Source organism: Streptomyces sp. NBC_00670, from assembly GCF_036226765.1.
GTDB lineage: Bacteria > Actinomycetota > Actinomycetes > Streptomycetales > Streptomycetaceae > Streptomyces.
In genome coordinates this window covers 4,155,001-4,176,576 of the sequence record NZ_CP109017.1, presented here as the reverse complement: position 1 = coordinate 4,176,576, position 21,576 = coordinate 4,155,001, and the positions used below count along the sequence as shown (strand labels likewise).

The window sequence follows — 21,576 nt, the reverse complement described above, 5'->3', positions numbered from 1 at the left end:
AAGCAGGACAGCGAACCGTTACGTCGTGGTCGTCGACCGCCTCCGCCGCGAACCGGGGCGGCGTTCGCTCGGGCGGGTGACCGGGTCGCCCGCCTCCAGCGCCGCACGGCGGCGGCGGGCGCCGAAGTCCGCCAGCGCCTCCGCCAGCTTCTGCACGGACGGCTCGGGGGACATGACGTCCACCCGCAGCCCGTGCTCCTCCGCCGTCTTCGCCGTCGCCGGGCCGATGCAGGCGATGACCGTGACGTTGTGCGGCTTGCCGGCGATGCCGACCAGGTTCCGGACCGTCGAGGACGACGTGAACAGGACCGCGTCGAAGCCGCCGCCCTTGATCGCCTCACGCGTCTCCGCCGGCGGCGGCGAGGCGCGCACCGTGCGGTAGGCGGTGACGTCGTCGACCTCCCAGCCCAGCTCGATCAGGCCGGCCACCAGCGTCTCCGTGGCGATGTCGGCACGCGGCAGGAAGACCCTGTCGATCGGGTCGAACACCGGGTCGTACGGCGGCCAGTCCTCCAGCAGACCCGCCGCCGACTGCTCGCCGCTCGGCACCAGATCCGGCTTGACGCCGAAGGCGATCAGCGCATTGGCGGTCTGCTCGCCGACCGCGGCGACCTTGATGCCCGCGAAGGCGCGCGCGTCCAGGCCGTACTCCTCGAACTTCTCCCGGACCGCCTTGACCGCGTTGACCGAGGTGAACGCGATCCACTCGTAGCGGCCGGTGACCAGGCCCTTGACCGCGCGCTCCATCTGCTGGGGCGTGCGCGGCGGTTCGACGGCGATCGTCGGGACCTCGTGCGGCACGGCGCCGTACGAGCGCAGCTGGTCGGAGAGCGAGGCCGCCTGCTCCTTGGTGCGCGGCACGAGCACCTTCCAGCCGAACAGCGGCTTGGACTCGAACCAGGACAGCCGCTCGCGCTGGGCGGCGGCGGAGCGCTCGCCCACGACGGCTATCACCGGGCGGCCGCCCTCCGGCGAGGGCAGCACCTTGGCCTGCTTCAGCGTCTGCGCGATCGTGCCGAGCGTGGCGGCCCAGGTGCGCTGACGGGTCGTCGTCCCGGCGACCGTCACGGTCAGCGGGGTGTCCGGCTTGCGCCCCCCGGTCACCAGTTCGCCCGCGGCGACGGCCACCGAGTCCAGCGTGGTGGAGACGACGACCGTGCAGTCGGAGGCGCCGACCTCGCTCCAGCAGCGGTCGGAGGCGGTACGGGCGTCCACGAACCGGACGTCCGTGCCCTCGGCGTCCCGCAGCGGCACCCCGGCGTACGCGGGCACGCCGACGGCGGTCGCGATGCCGGGCACCACCTCGAAGGTGACGCCCGCGGCGGCGCAGGCCAGCATCTCCTCGGCGGCGCACGTGTCGAGCCCGGGGTCCCCGGTCACCGCACGCACGACCCGCCTGCCGCCCCGCGCGGCCTCCATGACAAGATTGGCGGCATCCCTGGATGCGGGGACCACGGCGGTTGTTGACGCATCGTCAACGACTGCCAGTTGAGGCGTGCCCGTGCCCGCGTACGTAGAAGACGTAGAGGAAGACGACCACGCAGCGGCGTCCGCGGGCAGTACGGAGACGCCCGGCGGGGCGTGCACGCGTACGACGTCGAGCACGTCCGGCTCGGCGACGAGGACGTCCGCGTGCGCCAGCGCCTCCACGGCGCGCAGGGTCAGCAGCCCCGGATCCCCGGGTCCGGCACCCAGGAAGGTGACGTGCCCGGATACGTGGCCGGCGGGAAGGTTGGTGGGGCTCACTGCGCTCGCTCCCCCATCAGACCGGCCGCGCCCTTGGCCAGCATCTCGGAGGCGAGTTCGCGACCGAGCGCCATTGCCTGGTCGTGCGTCTCGGGCACGGAACCGGTGGTGGACAGCTGCACCAGCGTCGAGCCGTCGGTCGTGCCGACGACGCCGCGCAGGCGCATTTCCTTGACAATCTGCCCGTCGGCCTGGAGGTCGGCGAGCGCGCCCACGGGGGCGCTGCAGCCGGCCTCCAGGGCGCCGAGCAGGGCTCGCTCGGCGGTGACGGCGGCCCGGGTGAACGGGTCGTCGAGCTCCGCGAGCGCGAGGGTGAGTGCGGCGTCGGCGGCGTTGTCCGCCGTCCGGCACTCGACCGCCAGGGCCCCCTGGCCGGGGGCCGGCAGCACGGTGTCGACCGACAGGAAGTCGGTCACCTCGGACGTCCTGCCGATCCGGTTCAGGCCGGCGGCGGCCAGTACGACCGCGTCCAGCTCACCGCTGCGGACGTATCCGATCCGGGTGTCGATGTTGCCGCGGATCGGCACCGTCTCGATCCGCATGCCGTGGTTGCGGGCGTACGCGTTCAGCTGCGCCATGCGGCGCGGCGAGCCGGTGCCGACGCGGGCGCCGGCCGGCAGCTCGGTGAAGGTAAGCCCGTCCCGCGCGATCAGCACGTCCCGCGGGTCCTCGCGCTTCGGCACGGCGGCCAGCGTCAGCTCGTCGGGCTGCGTGGTCGGCAGGTCCTTGAGCGAGTGGACGGCGAAGTCGACGTCGCCGCGCACCAGCGCCTCGCGCAGGGCGGCGACGAACACGCCGGTGCCGCCGATCTGCGCCAGGTGCTCGCGCGAGGTGTCGCCGTACGTCGTGATCTCCACGAGCTCGACGGGCCGTCCGGTCACCTGGCTGACGGCATCGGCCACCTGTCCGGACTGGGCCATGGCCAGCTTGCTGCGCCTGGTCCCCAGCCTCAGTGCCTGCTCAGTCATGCTCGCCCTCGGTTCCTGGCGTTCTCGGTGTTCTTCATGGTGCTCGTGGGACCCGGGGCCGCGAGGCCGGTGACCGCGCCGACCGGGGGCCGGTCGGCACCGTCCGCCCGGGAGACCCGGGCGACCGTCTCGGGGTCCAGGTCGAACAGGGTGCGCAACGCGTCCGCGTACCCGGCGCCGCCGGGCTCGGCGGCCAGCTGCTTGACCCGTACGGTCGGGGCGTGCAGCAGTTTGTCGACGACGCGCCGCACGGTCTGGGTGATCTCGCCGCGCTGCTTGTCGTCGAGGTCCGGCAGGCGTCCTTCGAGCCGGGCGATCTCGCTCGCGACCACGTCGGCAGCCATCGTACGCAGCGCGACGACCGTCGGGGTGATGTGCGCGGCCCGCTGGGCGGCGCCGAACGCCGCGACCTCGTCGGAGACGATGCGGCGGACCTGCTCGACGTCGGCCGCCATCGGGGCGTCGGCGGAGGCGTCGGCCAGTGACTCGATGTCGACCAGGCGTACGCCGAGCAGCCGGTGCACGGCCGCGTCGACGTCCCGGGGCATCGCGAGGTCGAGCACCGACAGCACGGGGGTGGGGCGCGGGATCTCGGCCACGGGCTCGGGGACGCGGCGCTCGGGGATGCGGCCGACGGCGGTGGCCGTGGCGGCGAGCGCGGCGATCAGCTCGGCGTCGTCCTCGGGGGTGCGCTCCGGCGTACGGCGGCCGCCCTCGCGGCGGTCGGCGGTGCCGGTGCCCTTGTCGACCCAGGCGGCGTGCTGTTCGAGCGCCGCGGCGTCCAGACCGGCGACGGCGGCCTCGCCCGCGACGGAGAAACCGGTGGCGGCGCCCCGCACGGCGGACAGGTCCAGCGGACAGTTCTCGTCACCGGTGGCGGGCTGCGCGGGGCTCGCGGCGGCGGGCGCGGGAGCGGTGGCACCGGCCGTGACGCGCGGCGCGGGGACGCGGCCCTCGACGGCCGCGGCGACCTCCTGGGCGCTCAGCACCAGGCCGGTCGCGCCCGTACAGGACACCGCGACGTCGGCACGTGTCAGCTCGGCGGGCACCGTTTCCATCGCAACGGCCCTGGCGAGGACGTCCGTGTCGTCGCCCTCGGTGAGGATCCGCGCGAGCCGTTCGGCGCGCTCCCGGGTGCGGTTGGCGATCACGACCTCGGCCACCCCGGCCCGGGCGAGCGTCGCCGCGGCCAGCGAGGACATGGAGCCGGCGCCGATCACCAGGGCGCGCTTGCCGCGGGCCCAGCCCTCCACCGGGGCGCCGGCGGCGAGCTGTTCCAGGCCGAAGGTGACCAGGGACTGGCCGGCGCGGTCGATGCCGGTCTCGGAGTGGGCGCGCTTGCCGACCCGCAGCGCCTGCTGGAACAGGTCGTTCAGCAGCCGTCCGGCGGTGTGCAGTTCCTGCGCGGTGGCGAGGGAGTCCTTGATCTGGCCGAGGATCTGGCCCTCGCCCACGACCATCGAGTCCAGCCCGCAGGCCACCGAGAACAGGTGGTGGACGGCGCGGTCCTCGTAGTGCACATAAAGATAAGGAGTGAGCTCGTCCAGACCGACCCCGCTGTGCTGGGCGAGCAGCGTGGACAGCTCGGCGACGCCCGCGTGGAACTTGTCCACGTCGGCGTAGAGCTCTATGCGGTTGCAGGTGGCGAGCACCGCGGCCTCGGTGGCCGGTTCGGCGGCGACCGTGTCCTGGACCAGCTTGGCCTGGGCGTCCGCGTTCAGGGCGGCGCGCTCCAGGACGCTGACGGGGGCGCTGCGGTGGCTCAGTCCGACGACGAGGAGACTCATGCCGGCATCACGGCGGGGACGTCCCCGTCGGGCCCCTGATCGGGGGAGACGGACTGCTCGGCGACGGCCGGGGCCTGGCTCCTGGCGGTCCGCTTGACGGCGGCCGGGGGCTCCTCGGCGGCCGGGAGGGCGCCGTCGATGCCGGCGCCCGGGTTCTCCTCGCCGGCCTTGCGCTGTTCGTGGAAGGCGAGGATCTGCAGCTCGATGGAGAGGTCGACCTTGCGCACGTCGACGCCGTCGGGGACGGACAGCACGGTCGGCGCGAAGTTCAGGATGGAGGTGACACCGGCGGCGACGAGCCGCTCGCAGACCTGCTGGGCGGCGCCGGCCGGGGTGGCGATGACGCCGATCGACACGCCGTTGTCGTCGATGATCTTCTCGAGCTCGTCGGTGTGCTGCACCGGGATGCCCGCGACGGCCTTGCCGGTCAGCGCCGGGTCCGCGTCTATCAACGCGGCGACACGGAAGCCGCGGGAGGCGAACCCTCCGTAGTTGGCGAGGGCGGCGCCGAGGTTTCCGATACCGACGATGACGACCGGCCAGTCCTGCGTCAGCCCCAGCTCACGGGAGATCTGGTAGACGAGGTACTCGACGTCGTACCCCACGCCACGGGTCCCGTAGGAGCCGAGGTAGGAGAAGTCCTTGCGCAGCTTGGCGGAGTTGACCCCCGCCGCGGCCGCGAGCTCCTCCGAGGAGACCGTGGGCACCGAGCGCTCCGACAGTGCGGTGAGGGCTCGGAGGTACAGCGGGAGACGGGCGACGGTGGCCTCGGGAATTCCTCGGCTGCGGGTCGCCGGTCGGTGAGTTCGGCCAGTTGCCACGGTGCTCCTGCGGGTAGAGCGGGGCTGCAGGCGGTCGTGTGTCCCCGGACCGCCCCGTCGAAAGCAGGCTATGTCTTTGTGAACGCGTGCACAAAGATGGTGTCCGATTTGCCCGGCCAACGTGACCGGGCTCACGCGGGGGTGGTGGGGTTCTTGGGAACCGGTGCGAGTGCACACGTGTTCCTCTCCTCCTGGGGGCAAAACCGCACACTCTCCTCGACGATCCCGCCCCCCGAGATACGAACGCCTTCGATCCTAAGCGACGGAAGGGGTTTGTTGGACTGGTCGGTCAGGTGGGCCGGCCGGGCGGGGTGACGCCGGGGGATCAGCCGAGGGCTTTACGCAGGCGGTCTTCGTTCACTCGCCAGAAGGTGTGCTGTTCACCGTCGATGAGGACGACGGGGATCTGCTCCCAGTAGCGGCGGTTGAGGTCCTCGTCCTGGGTGATGTCCTTCTGCTCCCAGGGGACGCCGAGGTCGGCACACACCTTGGCGACGACGGCCTCAGCGTCGTCACAGAGGTGACAGCCGGGTTTGCGCACGAGGGTGACGAGCGAAGCGCGCGAAGCGCGCCGAAACAGAGGCGGCATACCCCTTATTCTCCCCCGGGCGCGCCCCCTACGACCTTCCTTCGCCCCCGCCGCCCCTACCCTTCCCGTCCCCGGGGGCAAGCCCCCGGACCCCCAAAAGATGCGCAGTTCCCCGCGCCCCTAAAAGGGGCGCGGGGAACTGCGCGAGAAGACCCCACCCACCCGCACGTCCGGGGTCCAAGGGGCGGAGCCCCTTGAAGGGACGGGAAGGGTAAGGGCGGCGGGGGCGAGGAAACCGCGCGAATGGCTCCCGACGCCCCGCAGCCGGACACGCACCCCCGCCCCCGGAGGGACCGGCACGTTCACGACCCGGCCACCTCCGCGGAGCGGAACGCGCAAACCGACTGGCTATGCTCACCGCATGGCCGCTCTCGCATGGCTCACCCCCCGTAGGCGCTCCGCCACCGCGCGCAGCGTGCTCGCAGGCGAGGCCTCGGCGGAGGCCGCGCGCAAGACGTCCCAGGACGCCACCGCCCAGGCCGCCCCCGAACAAGAGGCACAGGAACCCGAGTTCCCCGTCCTCGGCGACGACCGGGCCGCCGCCTTCTTCGACCTGGACAACACCGTCATGCAGGGCGCCGCCCTGTTCCACTTCGGCCGCGGCCTGTACAAGCGCAAGTTCTTCGAGACCCGCGACCTCGTCCGCTTCGCCTGGCAGCAGGCCTGGTTCCGACTGGCCGGCGTCGAGGACCCCGAGCACATGCAGGAGGCCCGCGACTCCGCGCTCTCCATCGTCAAGGGCCACCGCGTCGCCGAGCTCCAGTCGATCGGCGAGGAGATCTACGACGAGTACATGGCCGAGCGCATCTGGCCCGGCACCCGCGCCCTCGCCCAGGCGCACCTCGACGCCGGCCAGAAGGTCTGGCTCGTGACGGCCGCCCCCGTCGAGATCGCCACGGTGATCGCCCGCCGCCTCGGCCTGACCGGCGCGCTCGGCACCGTCGCCGAGTCGGTCGGCGGCGTCTACACCGGCAGGCTCGTCGGCGAACCGCTGCACGGCCCGGCCAAGGCGGAGGCCGTCCGCGCCCTGGCGACGGCGGAGGGCCTGGACCTCACCCGCTGCGCCGCGTACAGCGACAGCCACAACGACATCCCGATGCTGTCCCTCGTCGGACACCCGTACGCCATCAACCCCGACGCCAAGCTCCGCAAGCACGCCCGGCAGCTGGACTGGCGCCTGCGGGACTACCGCACCGGCCGCAAGGCGGCCAAGGTCGGCATCCCCGCGGCGGCGGGCGTCGGCGCCGTGGCGGGCGGCACGGCCGCCGCGATCGCCCTGACCCGCCGGCGTCGCTGACCCGCACCCGGGCGTCGCCGCCCCGCGCGCAGGCATCGCCGGCATCCCCGTCGTCGGCACCCACCGGCGCACCCGTTCGAGGCCCCCTCCCACCCCCGTAGCCGATCGCCGCCAATACGTCGGACATAGCCGGAACCCGAAGCCGAGCGGTCAACAAGCGGTCACTCGGTGACACGCAAACGCGCTTCGAAGCGCAACAGAAGCGACGTAATCGATGATTTCAGCAACTGGGCGTAGCGCAGCCTGTACGAAGCGTTATTCTCCTCAGACGCAAACCGGTACCCCTCCGTCGCTACGACGGGTGAATGGTTCCGTACTGCACGTGATGGAAGCTCTGCCTCTGGGAGTCCCGTGTACCCACACGTCGGGGTTGACGCCTCGGGCCTGGCTACGCTCCGCGCTACGGTCCACAACCTGCTGCGCGGTCTCGTCCCGACCGCGTACGCCGTCCCCGCCTTCGCCGCCACCGCGCCCGTAGGCCCCTGCTACGCACTGGCGGACGGCAGCGCCGCCGTCGGCGGAAGACGCGGCCGGCCGAGTTCCGCCCCCACCGCCCGCCGCCCGGCGGCGGACAGTGACAGCGCCCGCATGATGGAACTCGTCGAGCGCGCCCAGGCCGGCGAGGCCGAAGCCTTCGGGCGCCTGTACGACCAGTACAGCGACACCGTCCACCGCTACATCTACTACCGCGTGAACAGCAAGGCCACGGCCGAGGACCTCACCAGCGAGACCTTCCTGCGCGCCCTGCGCCGGATCGGCACCTTCACCTGGCAGGGCCGCGACTTCGGCGCCTGGCTGGTCACGATCGCCCGCAACCTCGTCGCCGACCACTTCAAGTCCAGCCGCTTCCGGCTGGAGGTCACCACCGGCGAGATGCTCGACGCCAACGAGGTCGAGCGCTCCCCCGAGGACTCCGTCCTGGAGCACCTCTCCAACGCCGCCCTCCTCGAGGCCGTCCGCAGACTCAACCCCCAGCAGCAGGAGTGCGTCACGCTCCGGTTCCTCCAGGGGCTGTCCGTCGCCGAGACCGCCCGGGTCATGGGCAAGAACGAAGGCGCCATCAAGACCCTCCAGTACCGCGCCGTGCGCACCCTCGCCCGGCTGCTGCCCGAGGACGCCCGCTGACGTCAGGGGAAGCGGGCTCGACGCCAGGGACACAGGCTGACGTCCAGGGGCGCCGGCCGACGCCCACCGACCCCCGCTCACGGGGTGTCACCTCAACTCACCTTCTGTCGACGGCCGGTTGGCCGTACAGCCGGATCGTCCGGCGTCCGTAACCCAAGTGCCAAGCCGCTCGTTGTGCGGGATACAGGCTCCCTGTGGTCACACCTTGCCGACTCTGCTCACTCGTTCGTGTGCACTGGTCGGAGGTGTGCAACCCTCAGGACCCCCTGGGGAGTCGACCGTCATGACGAGAGGAGGTGCCGCCAGTGATCGCGAACGTATCGGCGCACCGGCGGGCGAACGCCTTCGCCCAGGCCCTGGAGGAGCTGACCGACCGGGGCCCGGCGGCCGAACAGCCCGACCTTCCGGACACGGCCCCGACCACGGAGGAGGCCGGGCAGCAACGTCTGCTCGCCCTCGCCGCGGGCCTCGGCGAGCTGCCCAAACCGCAACTGGACCCCGAGGTCAAGGTGGTCCAGCGCGCCCAGCTCGTGGCCGCGATGGAGGCCATGCTGCGCGAGGGCACGGCCGGGGGCGGGGCGCCGGATCCCGCGGTGCCCGAACAGCGCGACGCCCGCGCGCGGGGTGCGCACCGGGCGAGCCCGCTGGGCAAACTCCGCCCGCGCACCCGGCTCGCCAAGGGCCTCACCGCCGGCGGGCTCGGCCTCGGCGTGGCCGCCGCGTCCTTCGGCGGAGTCGCCGCCGCGAGCACGGACGCCCTGCCCGGTGACTCGCTCTACGGCCTCAAACGCGGCATCGAGGACGTCCGGCTCAACCTGGCCCACGGCGACTCGGACCGCGGCCGGCTCTACCTCGACCAGGCGTCCACGCGGCTCAGCGAGGCCCGCCGGCTGATGGAGCGCGACCGCTCCGGCCCCCTGGACCACGAATCCCTGGGCGAGGTCCGCCGCGCGCTCAACGGCATGCGGCACGACGCCTCCGAGGGCCACCGCCTGCTGCACGAGGCCTACGCGCACGACCCCGACTCACTCGGCCCCATCCAGGCCCTCTCCGCCTTCTCCCGCTCGCACCGCGAGGCGTGGAGCGAGCTGAGCAGGCGCCTCCCGGTCCAGCTCGGGGACGTCGCGGGTGAGGTGACGGAGGTCTTCGCCGCCATAAACGACGAGGTGGCCCCGCTGCGCTCGCTCCTGCCCCCGGCCCCGACGGAGGACGGCACCGACGACGAACAGGGCTCCGCCCCGGCCTCGTCCACCGGCTCCGCCCGCGGCGACGACCCGGAGCCCGGCACCGGCCACCGCAGCGCGTCGGGCAGCAGCCGCAGCGGCGGCGCCGACACACCCGAGCCGTCCTCCTCGCACGGTCACGACGAGGGGCTGCTCGGCGGCAACACCGGCGGCCTGCTCGACCCGCCGGAGCACAGCACCGGCACCAGCCCGTCGGCCGGCAGCAGCAAGAACCCGACGATGGAGCCCGACGTCACCCTCCCGCCCCTCCTCCCGGGCCTGCTGCCCGGCCTCGGCATCGACAGCGAGGACGCGGAGTAGGAACGAGGGCGCGTACGAGCACGGGTACGGCTACGACGGCGGGGGCGCCCCTTGTGCCAGGGGGCGCCCCCGCCGTCGTACGTCCTCGCCGTCGTACGTCCTCGCCGTCGTACGTCCTCGCCGTCGTACGTCCTCGCCGTCGTACGTCCTCTGAGAACGGTGACCGGCTCAGAAGAAGACCGACCTCCGCTGCACCAGCAGCTTGTACAGCGTGTGCTGGATCTGCTCCCTGACCTGGTCGGTCAGGTTGAACATCAGCATCGGGTCCTCGGCCGCCTCCGGCGGATAGCCGTCCGTCGGGATCGGCTCGCCGAACTGGATCGTCCACTTCGTCGGCAACGGCACCGCGCCCAGCGGCCCCAGCCACGGGAACGTGGGCGTCAGCGGGAAGTACGGGAAGCCCAGCAGCCGCGCCAGCGTCCTGGAGTTGCCGATCATCGGGTAGATCTCCTCCGCCCCGACGACCGAACAGGGGATGATCGGCGTGCCGTGCTTCAGCGCCGTCGAGACGAAGCCGCCGCGGCCGAAGCGCTGCAACTTGTACCGGTCGCCGAAGGGCTTGCCGAGCCCCTTGAACCCCTCCGGCATCACCCCGACCAGTTCCCCCTGCTCCAGCAGCCGGGCCGCGTCCTCCGCGCAGGCGAGGGTGTGGCCGAGTTTGCGGGCCAGCTCGTTGACGACCGGCAGCACGAACACCAGATCGGCCGCGAGGAGGCGCAGATGCCGCCCCGCCGGATGGTGGTCGTGGACGGCGACCTGCATCATCAGGCCGTCCATCGGCAGCGTCCCGGAGTGGTTGGCGACGATCAGCGCCCCGCCCTCCGCCGGGATGTTCTCGATGCCCTTCACCTCGACCCGGAAGTACTTCTCGTACAGCGGGCGCAGCAGCGACATCAGGACCTGGTCGGTGAGCTCCTCGTCGTAGCCGAAGTCGTCGACCTCGTACTCGCCGGTCAGCCGGCGGCGCAGGAAGGCGAGCCCGCCGGCGATGCGCCGCTCCAGACCGCCGTCGCCCTCGCCCGGCCCCGTCTCTTCACCCACGTCCGTCACGGGGACATCCTCCTGCGCGCCCGCCCCGTCGGGCACGGCCGTGACACCGCGGGCCCCCGCCGCCGGTTCGCCGCCGCGCCGGGCGGCCGGGCCCCGGCGCCGCGGGGACCGGTGCGCGGCGGGCCCGCGGGACCGGTCGTCGTCGAACGGAATGACCTTGGCGTCCGCCATCGTTGCTGCGCTCCTCGGTTGGCGCTCTGCTGGGCGCTCTGCGTCAGTGGGCGTTCCCGGCGCCCGGCGCCGAAGGACGGGCCGGGGGCCGGCCGCCTGCCCGCGCGGGCAGGGCGGCGATCCGGTCGACGATCCCGGCCACGGCCCGCGGCGGGAGCAGCCCGGGCCCCCGGCCGCGCGCGAAGTCCTCGAACGTCCCGGCGGTCGTGTACGCGGGGGTGAAACCCAGCGTGTCGCGCATCTGGTTCGTCGCCACCACCCGGCCGTGCGTCAGCAGCCGGATCTGCTCGGGCGAGAAGTCCGTCATCCCCAGCGTACGGACGGCCGAACCGGCCCAGGTGACGGCGGGCAGCAGCAGCGGCACGGTGGGCCGGCCGAGCCGCCGTGCGCACTGCGACAGCAGCAGCACCCCCTCGCCCGCGATGTTGAAGGTGCCACTGTTGAGCGTGGCCCGCCGCTCCTCGCCGGCGCCGATCCGCAGCGCCTCGATCACGTCGTCCTCGTGCACGAACTGCAACCGCGGGTCGTAGCCGAACACGGTGGGCAGCACGGGCAGCGAGAAGTACGAGGCGAGCGGCGAATCCCCGCTCGGGCCCAGGATGTTGGCGAACCGCAGCACGCACACGGCCACGTCCGGACGGCGCCGCGCGAACCCGCGGACGTACCCCTCGACCTCGACGGTGTCCTTGGCGAAGCCGCCACTGGGCAGCGACTTCGGCGGCGTCGTCTCGGTGAAGACGGCCGGGTCGCGGGGCGCGGAGCCGTACACGTTCGTGCTGGACTTCACGACCAGCCGCGAGACCTTCGGCGACTTCTGGCAGGCGCCGAGCAGCTGCATCGTGCCGATGACGTTGGTCTCCTTGACCGAGGCCCGGCTGCCGCTGCCCAGCGGGGTGCCGCTGATGTCCATGTGGACGACCGTGTCGACGGAGGTCTGGGCGAGCACGCGGGCGATGGTCGGCTGCCGGATGTCGGCCCGGACGAACTCGGCGCCGCCCAGGTCGTGCTCGGGGGTGACGGCGTCCACGGCGACGACCCGGTCGACGTCCGGGTCGCGCCCGATCCGCCGCACGAACCGGCCCGCCAACGGACGGGCCACCCCGGTCACCAGCACGACCTTTCCCAAGACCAGTGCCTTCCTTCCGCCGCCGTCGGCTCCGGTGGGGCTGTGCCGCACCCACACCCGCTGTCGCCATCCGATCAGAACCGGACGCCCGCTGTCACGCCCAACCACCGGATCCGGCCGACGGGACCGGTGCCCGGAGACGGCTGTGGCCCCCCGCCCCGAAAGGCGGAGGGCCACAGAACACGCCGCGACGCGTCGCGCGCGCCACCGCATACCGCGTACTGCGGGCGCGGCTTACTTCTTGTTGCGGCGCTGCACTCGCGTGCGCTTCAGCAGCTTGCGGTGCTTCTTCTTGGCCATCCGCTTGCGCCGCTTCTTGATAACAGAGCCCACGACTACCCTCGCTCACTTCTCATCACTCGGTGCTGGGCGCCATGGGCCCATACGACCTACGAGGGGCCAGCCTACCCGCACCGGGCGCCGAGCTTGTAATCGAGGGTTCCGGGGGGCCGAGGACCGTACGAGGACCGCCCGGAGACCGTCCTCGCACCGCCCCCTTGGACCGCCCTTGGACTGTCAGGCCGTCTCCACCCCCACGAAGCTGTCCTTGAGGTAATCGTGCACCGCCTGCTCCGGCACCCGGAAGGACCTGCCCACCCGGATCGCCGGCAGATGACCGCTGTGCACCAGCCGGTACACGGTCATCTTCGACACTCGCATCACCGCGGCGACCTCCGCCACGGTCAGGAACTGAACCTCGTTCAGAGGCCTCTCGCCAGCAGCAGCCATGACACACCTGAACCTTCCGCACTCGACGGCCACCGGCTTCCCCTTCCGGTGACTCTTCGTCGTTGCGTGCTCACTCCCCAGACTAGGGGCGGGTGATGCAAGTGGGGAAGAGGGGGATCTCACCGGCGGCCTACTGTGACAGACACGCTCGATTGAGTACATAGCGAGTAAGCGGCCGGTAGTAAGAGGACCGCGCAGCGTCATCGAGGGGCACGACGACGGACACGCGCCCCTCCGCCTGCCCCACGAAGGGCGCGGGGTCGTTCACATCGGCCGGTCCGATCGCCTCGAACCCCAGCTGACCTGCGCCGCAGAGCCATCCATGATCGCCGATCACCAGCGCGGGAAGGGGCTCACCGGCCGCCGCGGCCGCCGCCAGGGCGAGCCGGACGGGCAGCGGCGAGTGCGCGTGTGCGCCGGGCTCACAACCGGCGGCTTCGGCGGCGGGGTCCCGGACGCACCCGACTCCCCGTACGTACGCGAGGTTGTGGGTGCGTAGACCGAACCGGGTCGTTATGTCGACACAGCGACCCTGCGCGGGGGTGAGGACAGTACATCCCGCCGTCGACAAGGCGTCTGCGAGCGCGGCGTAGAAACCGAGGAGCCGGTGCGGGTGACCCGTGCCGAGCAGCACGGGTTCCCGGTACCGCGCGGCCCGCTCGAGCCGGGCGGCGAACGCATCCAGGGCGACGACGGTACGACCGGGGTCGATCACATCCTGACCGGAAGTGCACCGGGGGTCGGCCGAAACGCCACACTTCTCGGCCATGAGCCGCAGCACATCCCGCTCGTCCCATACCCCTTCGGGATCGACCCCGATCGTCACCCGCGGATCCCGCACCCCGAACAACCGGTAACTCCGCAGACTGACCTCCCGCGAAGTCCCCACGACCCCCGCGAGCCCCACCCGCACGAGATACTCCCGCAACCCCTCGGTAACCGCCACGCTACGGAATGCTACGACGGGGGGCGCCCCCGGGTTTTTGAGGGGCGCGGGGAACTGCGCAACGGGGCGAAGCCCCGTGCCGGGGTCCAAGGGCCGGAGCCACTTGAAGGGATGGGAAGGGTAGGGGCGGCGGGGGCGAGAAACCTCCCGGGCGCACCCCCTACGGCAACAACCCCCGCAGCGGAAACGCCGCCCGCCGCGTAGCCAACACCGCCTGGTCCAACCGATCCGCCGGGTCGTACCCCGCCTCCCACCCCGCGTAAGAGACAGGCCACCGCCCGTCCGTCATCCGCCCCGGTCCCAACTGCCGCGTCCGCGCATACACCTTCTGCCGCCACCCCTCCGGAGTCACCGTCTCCGGCGCCACCTCCCGCCCCGCCACCACGCCCACCAGATGCGCCCACGACCGCGGCACCACGTCCACCACCGCATAGCCGCCCCCACCGAGCGCCACCCACCGCCCGTCCGCGTACTCGTGCGCCAGCTCGTGACACGCCACCTGCACCGCCCGCTGCGCGTCCAACGACACCGCCAGATGCGCCAACGGATCCTCGAAGTGCGTGTCCGCCCCGTGCTGCGACACCACCACCTGCGGCCGGAACCCCGCCACCAGCTCCGGCACCACCGCATGGAACGCCCGCAACCACCCCGCGTCCCCCGTGCCCGCGGGCAGCGCCACGTTCACCGCCGATCCCTCGGCCCCCCGCGCCCCCGTCTCCTCCGGCCACCCCGTCTGCGGGAACAGCGTCCGCGGATGCTCGTGCAGCGAGATCGTCAGCACCCGCGGGTCCTCCCAGAACGCCGCCTGCACCCCGTCCCCGTGGTGCACGTCGACATCCACGTACACGACCCGCTCCGCGCCCAGCTCCAGCAGCCGGGCGATCGCGAGCGCCGCGTCGTTGTACACGCAGAACCCGGACGCCCCGGCCGGCATCGCATGGTGCAGCCCGCCCGAGAAGTTGACCGCGTGCAGCGCCTCCCCGCGCCACACCGCCTCCGCCGCACCCACCGACTGCCCCGCGATCAGCGCGGACACCTCGTGCATCCCGGCGAACGCGGGATCGTCCAGCGTGCCGAGCCCGTACTTCGCGTCGGCCGCCGCCGGATCCGCGGACGCCGCCCGCACCGCCGCGATGTAGTCCTCGCGGTGCACGAGCCGCAGCGTCGACTCCCCGGCGGCCCGGGCCGCGACCACCTCCACGTGCCGGTCGAGCCCGAGCGCGTCGACGAGGTCCTTCGTCAGCGCCAGCCGGACCGGATCCATCGGATGGTCCGGCCCGAAGTCATAGCCCGTTACCCGCTCGTCCCACATCAGCCGTGCGCGCCCGCTCATGCCCGTCACCGTATCTGTCCGCGCGCGGCGCGAACGAGCGGGCGTACCCCAGCGTCACAAGGACGAGCACCATCGGCACGCACATGGCGCCCCGGTAGCTCCACGCATCCCCCAACGCCCCGACCAGCGGCGATCCGATCAGGAAGCCGACATAGTTGAAGACGTTGAGCCGTGCGATCGCCGCGTCCGACGCCTCCGCCCCACCGTGCGCGAAGGCCCGCCGCCCGGCCGCCGCGAACGTCCCCGGCACCAGCACGCACAGCCCGAGCCCCAGCAGCGTGAACCCCAGCATCCCCACCCAGGCCCCCGGCGCCGACGCCACCACCGCGAACCCCACCGCCGCGACCACCGCCCCGACCCGTACGACCGCCGCGGCACCGAACCGCCGCACCCCGAGATCCCCGAGCGACCGGCCCACCAGGGTCGTCACCATGTACACGTTGTACGGCACGGTCGCCAGCTGCTCGCTGCTGCCCAGCACGTCCTGCAGGTACTTCGCGCTCCAGTTCGACACGGTCGAGTCCCCGATGTACGCGAAGGTCATCACCAGGCAGAACGGCAACAGCATCCGGAAGACAAGGGCCCCGCCCCCGGCACCACCGGCAACCACCTCCGACGGCTCGACCCGCTCCCCGTCGACGTACCACCGGCTGCCCACGAACGCCGCCGGCAGCAGCACGAGCACCACCGGCGCGTACGACACCCACAGCGCGAGGTGCCAGTGCGCCCCGGCCCAGGCGAGCGAGGCACCGAGGATGCCGCCCAGACTGTACGCGGCGTGGAAACCGAGCATGATGCTGCGCCCGTACGCCCGCTGCAGGCTCACCCCGAGCATGTTCATGGACGCGTCCAGCGCCCCGACGGACAGCCCGAACACGGCGAGCGCGACGCCGAGCACGGGCATCCGGTCCCCCGAGCCGACCCCGACCAGGGCCAGCAGCACCACCGGCTGCGACCACCGCAGCAATCGGCTCGGCCGGATTCGCCTGACCAACTGCTCGGTCGTCACACTGCCGACGCCCGCGAGGATCGGCACGGCGGCGAGGAAGACGGGGAGCAGCGCGTCGGAGACGCCGTAGCGGTCCTGGATCGCGGGGATGCGCGTGACGAGGAGAGCGAAGGCGACGCCCTGCGCGAAGAAGCTGAACGCCAAAGAGGCCCTACCGCGCCGCAGCACATCTGTCATGGCGGCGAGCGTAGGGCCCCGGGCTACCGGTGGGTAGATGCGGTGAAAGATGAACTTCACTCAGCTTCGGGCGAGGCCGACCGGTCCCGACCGGCCTCGGCGTACGGCGCCTCAGCGGGCGACGGCCGCGGCGACCGGCGCAGCGGGGGCGGCGGAGACGGCAGGGGCGGCAGGGGCGATGACGACGTCCTGCCGCTTCTCGCCCATCGCACCCTCCGCCTCGGCGATCAGCATGTGCGCCATGGGCGCGGCGGCCACCGCACCGCTGACGAGGAACCCGAGAGCCATCGCGGCGACCATGACGACCGAGCCCAGCCACACCATGGTGTCCACGGGGATCGTGTACGCCCCGACCACCCGCAGCACGCACTCGCCGAGCAGCACCGCACCCCACACCAGCGAGAACCGCCGCTCGGCCCGCCGGAACGCCGGCGACCCGCCCAGCAGCCGCTCCCAGGCGGCCTCGCGCCCGGCGTCCCCCTTGACCAGCCACGGCTTCAGCGCCGCCGTCATCATGGGCCGGCCGAGCGCGACGGAGACGAGGATGCCGATCCCGATCGCGCTGCTGACGCCGCTGTCCTTGGCAAGCATCAGCCGCGGATCACCGGCGAGGAAGCTGAGCAGCACCCCGACGACGTTGACGAAGAGGATCAGGCTCGACAGCACGTTGAACGTGCGCTCCTTCACCAGGCCCCACACGGTACGCACGGCGGGCGGGACGCTGCTCCAGGCCAGAGCGGCGACGGTGCCGAGTCCGAGGGCGTCCTTGAGGAGGTAGTACGACCCGATGGGCAGGCCGACGTCGAGGAGGAGCGGCTTGAGGTGGGCGAGGGGGCTCCGGCGGGCTGCTGCGGTGTTCGTCGTCATGGGTAAAGCTTCGCGTCCGGACCCCCTCGGCCAGTAGAAACGATCGTCCGGAGCTCCGCATGACAAATGTCAGCCCGGGACCATGGACGGGGTCATGCCCCGCCTCATCGCAGCAGGTCGAGCAAGTCCCCCATGTCCCCGAACAGTTGAGTGGCCTCGGCGAGCCGCTCGGGCGGTGTCATCGCGGTGAACCCGTACACGTCCATCCCGGCCGCGACGGCCGCCCGCACCCCGAGCGGACTGTCCTCCACCACCGCACACCGCTCGGCCGGCACACCCATCCGCTCGGCGGCGTACAGGAACAGATCCGGCGCCGGTTTTCCCCGCCCCACGTCCTGCGAGGAGAAGATCCGGCTCTCCTCGAACCACTGGCCGAGCCCGGCCGCCCGGTGCCCCACCCGGATCCGCTCATGGCTCCCGGACGAGGCCACGCAATACGGCACCCCGTCCGCCGCCAGCTTCTCCAGTACGGCGCCGACACCGGCCACGGGCCGCAGCTCCCGCTCGAACGCGGCGAACACGCGCGCGTGGAAGACGTCGTCGAAGTCCTCCGGCAACCGCTGTCCGGTCCGCTCCTCGATCAGATCGTGCACACGGTGCATCGCGGCGCCCATGTAGTCGCGCAGGGAGTCCTCGTAGGAGGTGGGATGCCCCAGCTCGGTGAGGTAGGCGGCGAGCAGGGTGTTGGAAAGGGGCTCACTGTCGACGAGGACACCGTCGTTGTCGAAGATGACGAGGTCATAGCGCATGAACGCCACCCTAAACGCAGAAAACCCCGCACCGTGAGGTGCGGGGTTTTCTATACGTATTGTTCGGCGGTGTCCTACTCTCCCACAGGGTCCCCCCTGCAGTACCATCGGCGCTGTAAGGCTTAGCTTCCGGGTTCGGAATGTAACCGGGCGTTTCCCCTACGCTATGACCACCGAAACACTATGAAACACACAACCCGGCACACCATTCACATGGCAGCGGTTGTTCGTGGTTTCAGAACCAACACAGTGGACGCGAGCAACTGAGGACAAGCCCTCGGCCTATTAGTACCAGTCAACTCCACACCTTACAGTGCTTCCATATCTGGCCTATCAACCCAGTCGTCTACTGGGAGCCTTACCCCATCAAGTGGGTGGGAGTCCTCATCTCGAAGCAGGCTTCCCGCTTAGATGCTTTCAGCGGTTATCCCTCCCGAACGTAGCCAACCAGCCATGCCCTTGGCAGAACAACTGGCACACCAGAGGTTCGTCCGTCCCGGTCCTCTCGTACTAGGGACAGCCCTTCTCAAGACTCCTACGCGCGCAGCGGATAGGGACCGAACTGTCTCACGACGTTCTAAACCCAGCTCGCGTACCGCTTTAATGGGCGAACAGCCCAACCCTTGGGACCGACTCCAGCCCCAGGATGCGACGAGCCGACATCGAGGTGCCAAACCATCCCGTCGATATGGACTCTTGGGGAAGATCAGCCTGTTATCCCCGGGGTACCTTTTATCCGTTGAGCGACGGCGCTTCCACAAGCCACCGCCGGATCACTAGTCCCGACTTTCGTCCCTGCTCGACCCGTCGGTCTCACAGTCAAGCTCCCTTGTGCACTTACACTCACCACCTGATTACCAACCAGGCTGAGGGAACCTTTGGGCGCCTCCGTTACCCTTTAGGAGGCAACCGCCCCAGTTAAACTACCCATCAGACACTGTCCCTGATCCGGATCACGGACCCAGGTTAGACATCCAGCACGACCAGACTGGTATTTCAACGACGACTCCCACCGAACTGGCGTCCGATGTTCACAGTCTCCCAGCTATCCTACACAAGCCGAACCGAACACCAATATCAAACTGTAGTAAAGGTCCCGGGGTCTTTCCGTCCTGCTGCGCGAAACGAGCATCTTTACTCGTAGTGCAATTTCACCGGGCCTATGGTTGAGACAGTCGAGAAGTCGTTACGCCATTCGTGCAGGTCGGAACTTACCCGACAAGGAATTTCGCTACCTTAGGATGGTTATAGTTACCACCGCCGTTTACTGGCGCTTAAGTTCTCAGCTTCGCCCACCCGAAAGTGAGCTAACCGGTCCCCTTAACGTTCCAGCACCGGGCAGGCGTCAGTCCGTATACATCGCCTTACGGCTTCGCACGGACCTGTGTTTTTAGTAAACAGTCGCTTCTCGCTGGTCTCTGCGGCCACCCCCAGCTCACCGTGCAAGACGGATCACCAGGTGTGGCCCCCCTTCTCCCGAAGTTACGGGGGCATTTTGCCGAGTTCCTTAACCATAGTTCACCCGAACGCCTCGGTATTCTCTACCAGACCACCTGAGTCGGTTTAGGGTACGGGCCGCCATGAAACTCGCTAGAGGCTTTTCTCGACAGCATAGGATCATCCACTTCACCACAATCGGCTCGGCATCAGGTCTCAGCCCCATGAACGGCGGATTTACCTACCGTCCGGCCTACACCCTTACCCCGGGACAACCACCGCCCGGGATGGACTACCTTCCTGCGTCACCCCATCACTCACCTACTAACCGCTTGGGCCGGCGGCTCCACCACTCCGAGATTGTCCGAAGACGCACCCGGCGGCTTCACGGCCTTAGCATCACGATGCTCGATGTTTGACGCTCCACAGCGGGTACCGGAATATCAACCGGTTATCCATCGACTACGCCTGTCGGCCTCGCCTTAGGTCCCGACTTACCCTGGGCAGATCAGCTTGACCCAGGAACCCTTAGTCAATCGGCGCACACGTTTCCCACGTGTGAATCGCTACTCATGCCTGCATTCTCACTCGTCAACCGTCCACAACTACCTTCCGGTGCTGCTTCACCCGGCAGACGACGCTCCCCTACCCATCACGATCCCCGTTGGGGGTACATATCGCAATGACACGACTTCGGCGGTACGCTTGAGCCCCGCTACATTGTCGGCGCGGAATCACTAGACCAGTGAGCTATTACGCACTCTTTCAAGGGTGGCTGCTTCTAAGCCAACCTCCTGGTTGTCTCTGCGACTCCACATCCTTTCCCACTTAGCGTACGCTTAGGGGCCTTAGTCGATGCTCTGGGCTGTTTCCCTCTCGACCATGGAGCTTATCCCCCACAGTCTCACTGCCGCGCTCTCACTTACCGGCATTCGGAGTTTGGCTAAGGTCAGTAACCCGGTAGGGCCCATCGCCTATCCAGTGCTCTACCTCCGGCAAGAAACACACGACGCTGCACCTAAATGCATTTCGGGGAGAACCAGCTATCACGGAGTTTGATTGGCCTTTCACCCCTAACCACAGGTCATCCCCCAGGTTTTCAACCCTGGTGGGTTCGGTCCTCCACGACCTCTTACAGCCGCTTCAACCTGCCCATGGCTAGATCACTCCGCTTCGGGTCTTGAGCGTGCTACTAAAAACGCCCTCTTCGGACTCGCTTTCGCTACGGCTACCCCACCCGGGTTAACCTCGCAACACACCGCAAACTCGCAGGCTCATTCTTCAAAAGGCACGCAGTCACGAGACACCAGCAAGCTGATGTCCGACGCTCCCACGGCTTGTAGGCACACGGTTTCAGGTACTATTTCACTCCGCTCCCGCGGTACTTTTCACCATTCCCTCACGGTACTATCCGCTATCGGTCACCAGGGAATATTTAGGCTTAGCGGGTGGTCCCGCCAGATTCACACGGGATTTCTCGGGCCCCGTGCTACTTGGGTATCTTCCAAACGAGCCGCTGACGTTTCGACTACGGGGGTCTTACCCTCTACGCCGGACCTTTCGCATGTCCTTCGCCTACATCAACGGTTTCTGACTCGTCCTGTCGCCGGCAGACGACAGAAGAAAGAACCCACAACCCCCACGACGCAACCCCTGCCGGGTCTCACACGTCGAAGGTTTGGCCTCATCCGGTTTCGCTCGCCACTACTCCCGGAATCACGGTTGTTTTCTCTTCCTGCGGGTACTGAGATGTTTCACTTCCCCGCGTTCCCTCCACACTGCCTATGTGTTCAGCAGCGGGTGACAGCCCATGACGACTGCCGGGTTTCCCCATTCGGACACCCCCGGATCAAAGCCTGGTTGACGACTCCCCGGGGCCTATCGCGGCCTCCCACGTCCTTCATCGGTTCCTGGTGCCAAGGCATCCACCGTGCGCCCTTAAAAACTTGGCCACAGATGCTCGCGTCCACTGTGCAGTTCTCAAACAACGACCAACCACCCATCACCCCGGGAACAACATCCCGAGTGCACTGGGGCCAGCATCCCGAAGACCCAGCCTCACGGCCGTGCCCTCAGACACCCAACAGCGTGCCCGACACCCTCAC

Annotated in this window: 17 protein-coding genes and 2 rRNA genes; 3 read left to right on the top strand and 16 right to left on the bottom strand. The window is 69.9% G+C overall.

Translation table 11 applies throughout. The features are described from left to right. Positions 1 to 18: 18 nt before the first annotated feature. The 5 genes from OIE12_RS18525 to OIE12_RS18505 form a co-directional block, all read right to left on the bottom strand. Positions 19 to 1,746: a bifunctional uroporphyrinogen-III C-methyltransferase/uroporphyrinogen-III synthase gene (locus tag OIE12_RS18525; protein WP_329136743.1), complete on the bottom strand. Its 1,728-nt coding sequence runs from the start codon at positions 1,744 to 1,746 to the stop codon at positions 19 to 21. Continuing rightward, on the bottom strand, positions 1,743 to 2,714 hold the full coding sequence (hemC, locus tag OIE12_RS18520; protein ID WP_329136741.1) for a hydroxymethylbilane synthase: 972 nt from the start codon (positions 2,712 to 2,714) through the stop codon (positions 1,743 to 1,745). Before hemC ends, OIE12_RS18525 begins: the two co-directional genes overlap by 4 nt. Continuing rightward, positions 2,711 to 4,501: a glutamyl-tRNA reductase gene (locus tag OIE12_RS18515; protein WP_329136739.1), complete on the bottom strand. Its 1,791-nt coding sequence runs from the start codon at positions 4,499 to 4,501 to the stop codon at positions 2,711 to 2,713. The genes hemC and OIE12_RS18515 overlap by 4 nt, the downstream gene beginning before the upstream one ends. Continuing rightward, a complete protein-coding gene (locus OIE12_RS18510) occupies positions 4,498 to 5,322 on the bottom strand; it encodes a redox-sensing transcriptional repressor Rex (protein ID WP_329136737.1) in 825 nt (274 codons plus the stop codon). The genes OIE12_RS18515 and OIE12_RS18510 overlap by 4 nt, the downstream gene beginning before the upstream one ends. A gap of 325 nt (positions 5,323 to 5,647) precedes the next feature. Continuing rightward, on the bottom strand, positions 5,648 to 5,911 hold the full coding sequence (locus OIE12_RS18505) for a glutaredoxin family protein (protein WP_329136735.1): 264 nt from the start codon (positions 5,909 to 5,911) through the stop codon (positions 5,648 to 5,650). Between the two features lie 361 nt (positions 5,912 to 6,272). On the opposite strand from OIE12_RS18505, the gene OIE12_RS18500 reads away from it, so the two are divergent. From OIE12_RS18500 to OIE12_RS18490, 3 genes are all read left to right on the top strand, one after another. After that, positions 6,273 to 7,208 (top strand): HAD family hydrolase, encoded by a 936-nt coding sequence (locus tag OIE12_RS18500; protein ID WP_329136733.1) that lies wholly within the window; start codon positions 6,273 to 6,275, stop codon positions 7,206 to 7,208. Between the two features lie 351 nt (positions 7,209 to 7,559). After that, positions 7,560 to 8,333, top strand: coding sequence for an ECF subfamily RNA polymerase sigma factor, BldN family (locus tag OIE12_RS18495; protein WP_329136731.1), 774 nt, complete (start codon positions 7,560 to 7,562; stop codon positions 8,331 to 8,333). A gap of 305 nt (positions 8,334 to 8,638) precedes the next feature. Further along, positions 8,639 to 9,877 (top strand): DUF5667 domain-containing protein, encoded by a 1,239-nt coding sequence (locus OIE12_RS18490; protein ID WP_329136729.1) that lies wholly within the window; start codon positions 8,639 to 8,641, stop codon positions 9,875 to 9,877. Between the two features lie 168 nt (positions 9,878 to 10,045). Here OIE12_RS18490 and OIE12_RS18485 read toward each other — a convergent pair whose 3' ends face one another. The 11 genes from OIE12_RS18485 to OIE12_RS18435 form a co-directional block, all read right to left on the bottom strand. Further along, on the bottom strand, positions 10,046 to 11,098 hold the full coding sequence (locus tag OIE12_RS18485; RefSeq protein WP_329136728.1) for a lysophospholipid acyltransferase family protein: 1,053 nt from the start codon (positions 11,096 to 11,098) through the stop codon (positions 10,046 to 10,048). A 43-nt stretch (positions 11,099 to 11,141) separates the two neighbouring features. Continuing rightward, positions 11,142 to 12,224, bottom strand: a complete 1,083-nt coding sequence (locus OIE12_RS18480) for an NAD-dependent epimerase/dehydratase family protein (RefSeq protein WP_329136726.1) — start codon at positions 12,222 to 12,224, stop codon at positions 11,142 to 11,144. A 234-nt stretch (positions 12,225 to 12,458) separates the two neighbouring features. After that, on the bottom strand, positions 12,459 to 12,557 hold the full coding sequence (locus OIE12_RS18475; protein WP_003948845.1) for a 30S ribosomal protein bS22: 99 nt from the start codon (positions 12,555 to 12,557) through the stop codon (positions 12,459 to 12,461). Positions 12,558 to 12,740: 183 nt separating this feature from the next. Then, a complete protein-coding gene (locus OIE12_RS18470; protein WP_329136724.1) occupies positions 12,741 to 12,953 on the bottom strand; it encodes a helix-turn-helix domain-containing protein in 213 nt (70 codons plus the stop codon). 130 nt (positions 12,954 to 13,083) lie between these two features. Beyond that, positions 13,084 to 13,899 (bottom strand): phosphatase, encoded by an 816-nt coding sequence (locus OIE12_RS18465; RefSeq protein WP_329136722.1) that lies wholly within the window; start codon positions 13,897 to 13,899, stop codon positions 13,084 to 13,086. 160 nt (positions 13,900 to 14,059) lie between these two features. Then, on the bottom strand, positions 14,060 to 15,232 hold the full coding sequence (locus tag OIE12_RS18460) for an acetoin utilization protein AcuC (RefSeq protein WP_329136719.1): 1,173 nt from the start codon (positions 15,230 to 15,232) through the stop codon (positions 14,060 to 14,062). Continuing rightward, entirely contained in the window at positions 15,183 to 16,418 is a 1,236-nt protein-coding gene (locus OIE12_RS18455; protein ID WP_329136716.1) for an MFS transporter, read from the bottom strand. Before OIE12_RS18455 ends, OIE12_RS18460 begins: the two co-directional genes overlap by 50 nt. A gap of 111 nt (positions 16,419 to 16,529) precedes the next feature. After that, complete coding sequence (locus OIE12_RS18450; RefSeq protein ID WP_329136714.1) at positions 16,530 to 17,285, bottom strand: VC0807 family protein; 756 nt, start codon at positions 17,283 to 17,285, stop codon at positions 16,530 to 16,532. A gap of 104 nt (positions 17,286 to 17,389) precedes the next feature. Beyond that, a complete protein-coding gene (locus tag OIE12_RS18445; RefSeq protein ID WP_329136712.1) occupies positions 17,390 to 18,034 on the bottom strand; it encodes an HAD family hydrolase in 645 nt (214 codons plus the stop codon). A 61-nt stretch (positions 18,035 to 18,095) separates the two neighbouring features. Further along, positions 18,096 to 18,212, bottom strand: a 5S ribosomal RNA gene (gene rrf / locus OIE12_RS18440). An 87-nt stretch (positions 18,213 to 18,299) separates the two neighbouring features. Next, a 23S ribosomal RNA gene (locus tag OIE12_RS18435) occupies positions 18,300 to 21,423 on the bottom strand. Positions 21,424 to 21,576: the final 153 nt, after the last annotated feature.